Annotated in this window: 10 protein-coding genes; 6 read left to right on the top strand and 4 right to left on the bottom strand. The window is 45.5% G+C overall.

Annotated features, from left to right (window positions below; all coding sequences use genetic code 11):
* Window positions 1–504 precede the first annotated feature (504 nt).
* Window positions 505–1,089, bottom strand: a complete 585-nt coding sequence (locus BLR65_RS20125) for a TetR/AcrR family transcriptional regulator (RefSeq protein WP_093795971.1) — start codon at window positions 1,087–1,089, stop codon at window positions 505–507.
* 183 nt (window positions 1,090–1,272) lie between these two features.
* Window positions 1,273–3,270: an oxidoreductase gene (locus BLR65_RS20120; RefSeq protein ID WP_093795970.1), complete on the bottom strand. Its 1,998-nt coding sequence runs from the start codon at window positions 3,268–3,270 to the stop codon at window positions 1,273–1,275.
* A 187-nt stretch (window positions 3,271–3,457) separates the two neighbouring features.
* Between BLR65_RS20120 and BLR65_RS20115 the strand changes: the two genes are divergently transcribed.
* The 6 genes from BLR65_RS20115 (at window position 3,458) to BLR65_RS20090 (ending at window position 6,707) form a co-directional block, all read left to right on the top strand.
* On the top strand, window positions 3,458–3,913 hold the full coding sequence (locus BLR65_RS20115) for an Lrp/AsnC family transcriptional regulator (protein WP_093795969.1): 456 nt from the start codon (window positions 3,458–3,460) through the stop codon (window positions 3,911–3,913).
* Window positions 3,914–3,925: 12 nt separating this feature from the next.
* Entirely contained in the window at window positions 3,926–4,537 is a 612-nt protein-coding gene (locus BLR65_RS20110) for a LysE family translocator (protein WP_093795975.1), read from the top strand.
* A 52-nt stretch (window positions 4,538–4,589) separates the two neighbouring features.
* Window positions 4,590–5,495 carry a LysR family transcriptional regulator gene (locus tag BLR65_RS20105; RefSeq protein ID WP_093795968.1) on the top strand — a complete coding sequence of 302 codons (906 nt, stop codon included), beginning with the start codon at window positions 4,590–4,592 and terminating at the stop codon, window positions 5,493–5,495.
* Between the two features lie 104 nt (window positions 5,496–5,599).
* Complete coding sequence (locus tag BLR65_RS20100; protein WP_093795967.1) at window positions 5,600–5,794, top strand: hypothetical protein; 195 nt, start codon at window positions 5,600–5,602, stop codon at window positions 5,792–5,794.
* A 6-nt stretch (window positions 5,795–5,800) separates the two neighbouring features.
* On the top strand, window positions 5,801–6,217 hold the full coding sequence (locus BLR65_RS20095) for a nucleoside recognition domain-containing protein (RefSeq protein ID WP_093795966.1): 417 nt from the start codon (window positions 5,801–5,803) through the stop codon (window positions 6,215–6,217).
* 13 nt (window positions 6,218–6,230) lie between these two features.
* A complete protein-coding gene (locus tag BLR65_RS20090; protein ID WP_093795965.1) occupies window positions 6,231–6,707 on the top strand; it encodes a nucleoside recognition domain-containing protein in 477 nt (158 codons plus the stop codon).
* A 124-nt stretch (window positions 6,708–6,831) separates the two neighbouring features.
* Here the strand turns inward: BLR65_RS20090 and BLR65_RS20085 are convergent, their stop codons facing one another.
* Both BLR65_RS20085 and BLR65_RS20080 read right to left on the bottom strand, forming a co-directional pair.
* Window positions 6,832–7,989, bottom strand: a complete 1,158-nt coding sequence (locus BLR65_RS20085) for an MFS transporter (protein ID WP_093795964.1) — start codon at window positions 7,987–7,989, stop codon at window positions 6,832–6,834.
* Window positions 7,990–8,406: 417 nt separating this feature from the next.
* A complete protein-coding gene (locus BLR65_RS20080) occupies window positions 8,407–8,787 on the bottom strand; it encodes a DUF1667 domain-containing protein (RefSeq protein WP_093795963.1) in 381 nt (126 codons plus the stop codon).
* Window positions 8,788–8,804 lie beyond the last annotated feature (17 nt).

Below are 8,804 nucleotides of genomic sequence, written 5' to 3'. Positions count from 1 at the left end.
ACTATGAGTTTTAGAGAGTTTTTGCTGGGTGAAGTACGCTATTCGGCCTTGAAACAGCAATATCCTGATCTGGCTGAGAATTTGTTTGAGAAAACGGAACAGGATGCAAAAGAAAGACTGGGAAATTATCGGAGCTTGGCCAAGCAATAAAGGGATAGTCAACCAATAAATTATGTGTATCCAAATTTCGATTCAGGTCGCCCTTGAACTTACCGGACTCTTTATCAGGAGGATCAACGCCAAAGAACGCAAGCTAATGCCTTTGCGGCTGTACATCGTGTATGCGGGTCAAATTTTTATTTGAATAACATGGTGTTATTACAATTGGAGTCTACTGCTAGGCTCCTTATTTTTTTATTTTCTTTGAGGGTCGGCAAAATCCGGTACTTATTTTCGATGGATGCCTGATGAAGTACGCTGCTGGCACATATCGGTACAATTCGAGAGGGTGAAGCTTTCCGTAAGGTTGATGGGGTTTTGGCGGCAGCTTTTTTATTTTTTGCCTTATCCCGGGACCAAGCCGTAAATCATCAGGGTGATTGTTTTTTTCATTGCTTGATTTAAATCAATGCTGCCGTCATAGAGGCACCATTCATAAACAACTCCACGGGCGGCGATAAAAAGAATATTGGTAATTTCCTGTGAAGGCAGGTTTGTAGTAATTTTATTATCTCGCTGTCCCTGTTCAATGATTTCGCTGAGGATACCTTGCATGGCGCGCCCTTTGGTGATAAACATCTTGTTGTCGGAAGTATACAGCTTTTTCACCATATCAAGACCGTTTAAGCGGTTAAAATCCGCATATTTATCAAAGAACGCAATAATTTTTTCCAGTGGTTCTGTGGCCGTTAAGCTGTTGGCTACATGACTGAGAAAATATTCGTCTCCCTTTTTATAAATTTCGCTGAACAGGTCAAATTTAGATTCGAAGTAATAGTAATAAGTGCCTACGGAGACTCCGGCTGCTTTGGAAATTTGTTCTACGGTAATCTGATCAAAACCGTGCTTGCGGATAAGGTCGCAGCCGCATTGATAAATCCTGTTTTTGGTGGCTTCGGCTTGTTTAGCACGGCTGGTCATTTGGGTCATAAATTTTCACCTCATCCTTTATTATATTATATGTTTAATTGGCGACAATCTTTTTGGCAGCGAGCTCGGCGATAAGCGGACAGGATTAGCGTAATTTATAAATATCATGTGGCATTTAGAAAAAAATACTCTGATAAAGAGCGTTTTTTATCAGAGTATTTGGAAGACTGGCCTGTAGTACTATTATAAATGAGAGGCTACTTCATAAGCGTCCCAGATGGCATACATAATGTTGGCCACATTACGGGCATCCCCGATTAAATGGATATCCGGATAATCATATTTCACTTCGTTATAGAGAGCATTTTCGGCGCTGTACCCAACTGCCAGGACAACACTGTCGGCGGGAATTTCTTTTTCCGTACCACTGTTGCTGATCATGATGCCTTTATCGGTGGTTTTTACCACTTTCGTGGAAGTCAATACGTTAACGCCACTGTAGGGCACGAGTTTTTCCAGCATTTCCGAATTGGCATGGCAGAGGGGGCCGTTTACCGCCAGGAGGCATTCCTGGATTTCCACTAGGGTGACGTTCTTTTTGTGCTTGGCCAGCCAGATGGCGAGCTCGCAGCCGACAAGGCCGCCGCCGACTATGACCACATTTTGGCCAGGGTCCACTTTGCCTAACAGGACATCGGCAGCGGCAAACACTTTGCTGTCGTCGCCGAAGCAGAATATTTTGGGTTTGGAGCCGGTAGCGATGATAACGGCATCGGCAGCGGTCTCCGCTAATTTTTTAGCGTTGACTTCCGTGTTGAGGTTTACCTCGACCCCCAGTTCTTTAAGGGTATGCTCATACCAGGCAACCAAAGCATGATCATCTTCCTTGAAGTCGGGCATACCGCCAGGAATGAGGTTGCCGCCCAGACGGTTTGTTTTTTCATAGATAACCGGTTTGTGGCCTCTTAGGGCCAGGACTCTGGCTGCCTCACAGCCGGCCACGCCGCCGCCGACAATGACCACTTTTTTGCTCTTGAGCACAGGGTATAAGGCGGCATCCTTTTCCCGGCAGGCCGCAGGATTTACGGCGCAGTTGAGTGCGGAAAATTCTTGGATGCGTCCCATACAGCCTTCCTGACAGGATAAGCAAGGACGGATAGCGGCCACTTTACCTGCACGTACTTTATTTACCAAGTTTTCATCGGCCAGCAGCGGGCGGCCGAGACTGACCATGTCGCAGGCGCCATCATTGACTGCACGTAAAGCTAAATCCGGGTTGTCCATGCGCCCTGCGCAAATGATAGGCACAGCAACCACTTCTTTTATAGTTTTCGCATAAGGGATGTACAGGCCTTTTTCCTGATACATCGGGGGATGACTCCACCACCAGGCATCGTAAGAGCCTACGTCGATATCCAGGGCGTCATAACCATAAGCCGCCAGCAGCTTGGCAGCTTCAATGCCTTCAGGAATATCCCGGCCTTTTTCTTCAAATTCTTCACCAGGCAACGCGCCTTCGCGCCAATCTTTTATGAAGCTCTTAGGGCTGTAACGCAAAGTAACAGGGAAATCATTGCCGCATCTTGCTTTGATTTCTTCAACGATCTCCCGGGCAAAACGGAGGCGATTTTCCAAAGAACCGCCGTACTCGTCGGTCCGGTTGTTAAAGAAAGAGATGGCAAACTGATCGATCAGATAGCCTTCATGCACGGCATGAATCTGTACGCCGTCAAAGCCGGCGCGTTTGGCATTGGCCGCACCGTCACCAAACTTTTTCACAATGGATTTGATTTCTGGTATGGTCAATTCCCGGCAGGTCTTATCCAGCCAGCGGTGCTGGATGGGAGAAGGAGCCACCGGCGGAAATTCCCCTAAATTTGTCGGGATGGTTACCCGGCCAAAGCCGCCGCTTACCTGCAGAAATACTTTGGCATCATAAGCATGGATGCGTTCGGTCATTTCCCGGGCGGTGCGGATAAAGTGCAAGGGATTGTGCGTCGAACAAGGAACGCTGGGCATGCCGTGTTCTTCCACTTCATTGTCTACGAAGGTTACGCCGGTGATGATAAGGCCGGTGCCGCCGCGCGCCCGGGCTGTGTAATATTCGATACCGCGCTGGTTAAAGCCGCCTTCGGTATCGGAAAGTCCCAATGGCCCCATTGGTGCCATGGCAAAACGGTTCTTCACCTCAAGCGCACCAATCTTAACAGGGTCAAATAATTTTTGGTACTTGAGCGACATAATGCTAAAACCTCCCAATTTCATCTAATGAATTCAGTGAATGCGTTAAGTTAATTTTATAACATATACAACAAAGAGTCAATTCGATTTTGAGAAAGTCAAGGGAGATATTATTTTTTCTATATACTTTACTTTCTTATCAATCAAAGGTAAAATGATGTTAAAACATTTGAAAAAGGTGAATTTGATGATTGATAATAACGATATGAAACTAATCGGGCGGCTTATGATACAAGCGCGTTCAACCTGGGCGGAGCTTGGCACATATTTGGGACTGTCTGCTCCGGCTGTTGCCGATAGAGTGCGCAAGTTAGAAGAAACCCAAATCATTACAGGCTATTCGGCATTAATTGACCCGGAGGCAGTCGGGTGTGGATTAGCCGCTTTTATTTCAGTGACGCTCGAACAGGGCGAACAACGAAGTGCATTTTTAGATTTAGTGAAGCAGCAGGCACAGATTCAGGAGTGCCATCATGTAGCCGGTGCGCAGGATTATATTCTCAAGGTACGATGTCGGAATACGCGTGATCTTGAAAGTTTAATCGGTGAAAAACTCAAGGCTTTTCCCGGAGTCAAAACCCAAACCACAGTCGTTCTGTCAACCTTCAAGGAAACTCCCGTATTGCCGTTAAGCAGGGAATGAAGGCAGATGTCAATGGAGCTTCTTTTTTTGATCAAAGGGGTTATCCTTGGTTTTTCGATTGCGGCACCTGTCGGGCCGATAGGCGTTCTTTGTATTCGGCGGACGTTAGCTAGTGGAATGGCAAACGGTTTTCTTTCAGGTTTTGGAGCAGCGTCCGCTGATGCCGTTTATGGGTGTATTGCCGCTTTTGGTATCACAGCCATTTCCACACTTTTACTGGATAACCGGTTTTATTTACATGTATTTGGGGGACTGTTTTTACTTTATTTGGGTGTTTACACTTTTCGCGCTGTTCCGTCTGAAACAGCGGCGGCAGCGGCAGGCAAGGGGTTGTTGGGGGCTTATACGTCGGCTTTCTTCTTAACGTTGACCAATCCAACGACAATCATGTCTTTTGTTGCCGTTTTCGCAGGCTTGGGGATTGGGGCGGCCGCTGGAAATTTTTGGCTCGCGGGCTTTATGGTGTTTGGGGTTTTTGTGGGTTCGCTTCTTTGGTGGCTATTGTTAAGTTCAGTTGTTAATGCTTTGCGGGCTAATATTAAGCAACACCATCTGAAAATCGTCAATCAATGTTCCGGGGTTATCATTTTTGGTTTTGGTGTGCTAAGTTTGTTTTCTCTCTAAAATTAAAGGCGATTGCCAAGCCGTAATTTACAAAAGGAAGGAGGGGGGATGAATGGATATTCAGCTCTTTCAAACATTTCTGCAGGTAGCGAAATTAAATAATATCACACAGGCTGCCGAACAGTTGAATTTTACACAGCCGGCAGTCACCGCTCAGATCAGGGCGCTGGAAGACCATTATGGCGTTGCTTTATTTGAACGAATTGGCAAGAAGCTTTATATTACAGAAGCCGGTCGTGAATTGACGGTCCAAGCAGAAAAATTAGTAGGTATTTACCAGAATATCGATACAGCGATGCAGCGCTTTGCGGCGATCAGTGATTCCGTCAAGGTTGGGGCGGCGACGACAGCCGCCAGCTATATTCTCTCACCGGTGTTATTGGAATTTCAAAACCGTGGCATACCGGGATCGGTTACTGTCGATATCTGCAGTAATCTGCCTGTCACCTTAAAAGGACTAATGGATAATACGTATGATATTGCCGTTGTCCATAATAAAATTGCCAATAATCACATCATTCAATTTGACTTGTTCCAAGAAAGACTGGTTTGGGTAGCCAGCCGTGAACTGGTTGCCGCCCATAACCATTGTACGGATATCAGCCGGTATCCTTTTATCAATTTTCGTCCGGGTTCTGTATACCGAACCAAGTTTGAAGAAGTATTAAAAGATAAAGAGGCTATTCATTCGATTATCGAATATAGTGATGCGGAAGCCATTAAACGGGCCGTGTTGGATGGTATGGGGGCCAGCATTTTACCTTATGTACTGGTAGAAGAGTGTTTAACGGAAGGCGCTTTAATTGAATTCACGAAGGCACCACAGATTACGTTTGTTATGTCGGTTGCTTTTCATAAAAGTAAGGAGCTAACACCGGCCATGCGATCGCTTTTGACGATATTTGCCGAATATGCCCAGGAAGAAAGCGGCCTTAGGGACTATCTTAAAGTTATATGATAAATAAAACATAAAAGTTTTTTATTATTTTCATAAGGACTTGCAATTTCCGTTGCTTCCTCCAGCCGGTTTATAATGATGGCAGAACGTTAGGAGGGGAGACAATGCGCGCTTGCAGTTTGGTATGTATGATTGGCCTGGTGTTTTTACTCATAGACCAATGTTATAGCGGAGTTAATGGGGGACGGCTGTTTATCGGCGGCTTTGTGGCTGTTGCTGTTTGGACGGATTGTGAACGCTGGTTGCGTTACCGGTTAAAGCGCAGGAAATATTTGCTGGAAAACCGGTCCAGAGGTTGACGCTGCATGGTACAGATTATAAAAACAGGCGTGCAGCAGGGGATAGGTGTGGTTTTCCGGCTGGCACGGGTGGTTATTCCGGCAATAATTTTTGTCTCTGTTTTGCAGGCGACAACTTTATTGCATACTATTGGCCAGGTATTTGCTCCGCTTATGCATAGTGTCGGTCTTCCGGGTGAAGCGGCTATCGCTTTTGTTATCGGTATTCTAACCAGTATCTACGGGGGGATAGGGGCTATGGTAACCTTATCCTTATCGTCAAGCGAATTGACTGTTTTAAGCACCATGATGGCTGTCTGCCATGGTGCTTTCATGGAAACTGCAGTGGTAACTGAAGCAGGAGCCAGCGGTATTTTAGTATTTGGGCTACGGTTTATCGGCGCTTTTCTGGCTGCATGGGTACTTCATATGGCCGGGATATAGGGGGAAAGACATTGTGACATTCGTAGAAAGCTTATATCAAGGGGGGCTTACCGGTCTGATAACTGTGGGGAAACTGGCTCTTATTATTTTACCGCTCATGGTTATGATTGAGTTTGCCAAACAATATGGCTGGCTGGAAATCCTTTCGCAACGGTCCAACTGGCTTACACGTGCTTTTCATCTGCCGGGAAGTGCTGCTTTACCGGCTCTTGTTGGTTTATTTATTGGCATCGTGTCCGGCAGTGGCGTTATTCTTCAGACAGCCAAGGAGGAAAACTTTTCCCGCGAGACTCTTACCGTCCTTTTTGTAATGATCGCAATCTGCCACTCCTTGTTTGAGGAAACGGCTCTGTTTGTAGGTTTAGGGGCGAACATTTTGGTCATGGCCGGAGCCCGCCTGTTAATCGCGCTGCTTTTTAGCTATTTAGTTGGTTGGGTCTTGGAACTGCAATCGATAAAGAATAATCCGCAAAATCCGAAAGTGTTTTAAATGCATGTATACCATAGATAAGAACATAGCTGTTTCCCACGCTCCAAAATGAATTTTGAGGTATGGGGAACAGCTATATTTATATGGGCAAGACAACTTCGCCAAGCCGGAACCCTGGTATTTGTCAGTCAAAATGCAGTTTCGATGTAGCAACAATAAACAAGGCTATACCGGAAGCCAGGCAAAGCCATAGGGTTTGATAATTTCCCCAAGAAAGCAGAAAACTGCCGAATGCGGTGCCCAAACCGCCGCCGCCAAATAGACCTAATCCAATTAATGCGGAAGGAAGTCCTTTGTGTTCGGTGGCGACATCGAAAGCAATGGTCGCCAAAGTGGATTGAATAAAAATATAACCAAACCCCAGGCTGACTGTCGCCAGTAACCCTGCAGGCCAGTAAGGCAGACTTGCTAAAATTAAAGCGGTACTTAACGCCAGAAACCCGCCCAATAGTATTGTCTTTTGATGTCCGAATTTTTGTCCAAGATTACCGATTTGGTGTCCTGCGAGCAGACAGGCGAATCCGTAACACATTACAATCAGCCCGACTTGGACATAGTTTAGACCGGTAACCTCATGGAAAAATGCACCTAAGTAACTGTATAGGCCCAGCAATAGAAATCCTGTAGCCAGGGCGAGCGGGAAGATTACTTTCCCTTTGGGTGTTAAGGTTACCTGTTTCACTTCATTAAAAAAACTGTAGTTTGTTGGAGTGGACACGTCTTTAGGCAGTTTTTGCATAAAGGGAAGGATGCAGATGGTGAGAACGGCAAAAGAAATAAAAGCTATCCGCCAACTAATAAAATTAGCGAAAATACCACCCAAACCAACACTTAATCCTTGTCCAAGAAATACAATTCCCATAAATTTTCCTACATATTTCTGCCGGTCCGATAACGCTACCGTGTCGCCAATCATAGCCAGGGATACAGCAATTACCCCTGCGGCAAAAAAGCCTGTTATCAGCCGCCATAGACAGAGAACCCATAAAGAAGGCGCGATGGCACAACCGATAGTGCCAAAAGCCAGCCCGAACACGATCCATTTGAGTATTTTGGCTTTACCCCAACGGTCACTGATATAACCGTAGACAGGCTGCATAATTCCATAAGGGATCAGATAGGCTGTTAAGATAATGCCAACCTGGGCGATAGAAACAGCAAATCCTGCTGCAATGGCCGGCAAGATAGGCGAGACAATCCAATTGTCTGCCGCCGAAATGAATCCGGCTAACCCTAAAATTAAGACTAATTGTTTATCGGTTATCGAACGTATGCAATTCATTCATCTCACCACAATTCATAAATAAGAGTACATTACCGTTGCTTGTAATGAACAGCCTAATACCTAACTTGTAAAACAATATATAAATAAGTGTATAACTCAACAGGAGTGATTTCAATAGAAAAAACGAATTTTACCTGGATCATTGCGAGAGGATCGACTTCAACACCGATTATTGAAACAAAAAGTCTGGAGAATTATGGCCGATAAAGTTACGGAAGTTTAGATTGCAATTATATATTTCACATTAAAGAAGTTTGCAGGCGCAGGCGGGTGGTGTATTGCGCCTGCAAAAAATCTTTAGTACACAGAAACCCGCGGAATCTTTTCGCGGGTTTCTGTCGGTTAAATATGCAAGGTTAATTTGCTTATCACGCCAGGAAGATAGGTTGAGTTAAATTGGAAAAACCTTCTAATTTAATTTGCACAGGATAGAGCCAAATCGCGCGTAGCAATAATATCTACTCCCAGACCCAAAATGTTGGGGCAGACAACATCGCCTTCCGCCACCGGGGCTTTCACTCTGACAGCAGACAAATGACGGGCGCAGGCCATTACTTTGTCTTTGGGCAGCGCTGTCCTGGAGACCACAGGCAGTAAAGGTAATTCTCCGTTATCAACTCTTACGGTGGTAGTAAGGGTACGTTTGGGCGAGGTTACTTCTTCTTCGCCATATTTGCTGCCGCGATCACAGGTAAACCCGGTAATAGCCTGAATTTCACCGTTTTCTAAAGTTACTTCTCCCACACAGCTGAGAGGACAGACAATACAATTGATTTTTTTTACACATTGTGCCATTTCTTATTCACCGCCTT

The sequence above is a fragment of the Sporomusa acidovorans genome (assembly GCF_900101845.1).
GTDB lineage: Bacteria > Bacillota > Negativicutes > Sporomusales > Sporomusaceae > Sporomusa > Sporomusa acidovorans.
This window is presented reverse-complemented; position numbering and strand designations above follow the sequence as displayed.